Here is a 523-nt window from a genome sequence, read left to right on the forward strand (position 1 = left end):
CGCGCACATCAGCCAGAAAAATAATTCGCTGGAAGCTGCAAAATCTGTTTTAGACGCTGTAAGTCAAGGGGCAAGACAAGTGGTTTATGCCTGCCAAGATGAAGGTTTTGATTGGCTTGAGCTAGTGTAGATTTTAAAGCTCGCTTTGCGCGTTGCCTCGCTAACGCGTACCTAGATATTGCTCGCTTAATGCAGCCCACTTTTCCACCCAGCCGCATTGGTGATTAACATCCGCCAGCATCACAATACGAACATTTGTCTGTGCAAAACTACCTGTTAATTGTGTTGCCCATTGTTTAGTAAGTTGGCTGGGCGCGATTTTGTCTTGCTCACCCGAGAAATGAATTTGAGGAATGTTAGCGAGCGCTGCCGTGTAGGGTTGAATGGAAAGTGAGTCAGTGAGGCTGCTCACATTGTGGAATTCGGTCCAAGCATTATGATCAATGGGTGCGGCGACGGTGATCAATTGGCGGACACTTTTTTCCCGTGCTGCAATAAAAGCCGCTAGAGTTCCACCGCCTGA

Annotated in this window: 1 protein-coding gene; it reads right to left on the reverse strand. The window is 47.8% G+C overall.

The window, feature by feature from the left end:
- Window positions 1-160: 160 nt before the first annotated feature.
- The coding region (locus ACFQEU_RS18020; protein ID WP_379784400.1) for a hypothetical protein at window positions 161-523 on the reverse strand (363 nt) is incomplete at its 5' end.

The organism is Halorubrum tibetense (genome assembly GCF_042661865.1).
Taxonomy (GTDB): domain Archaea; phylum Halobacteriota; class Halobacteria; order Halobacteriales; family Haloferacaceae; genus Halorubrum; species Halorubrum tibetense.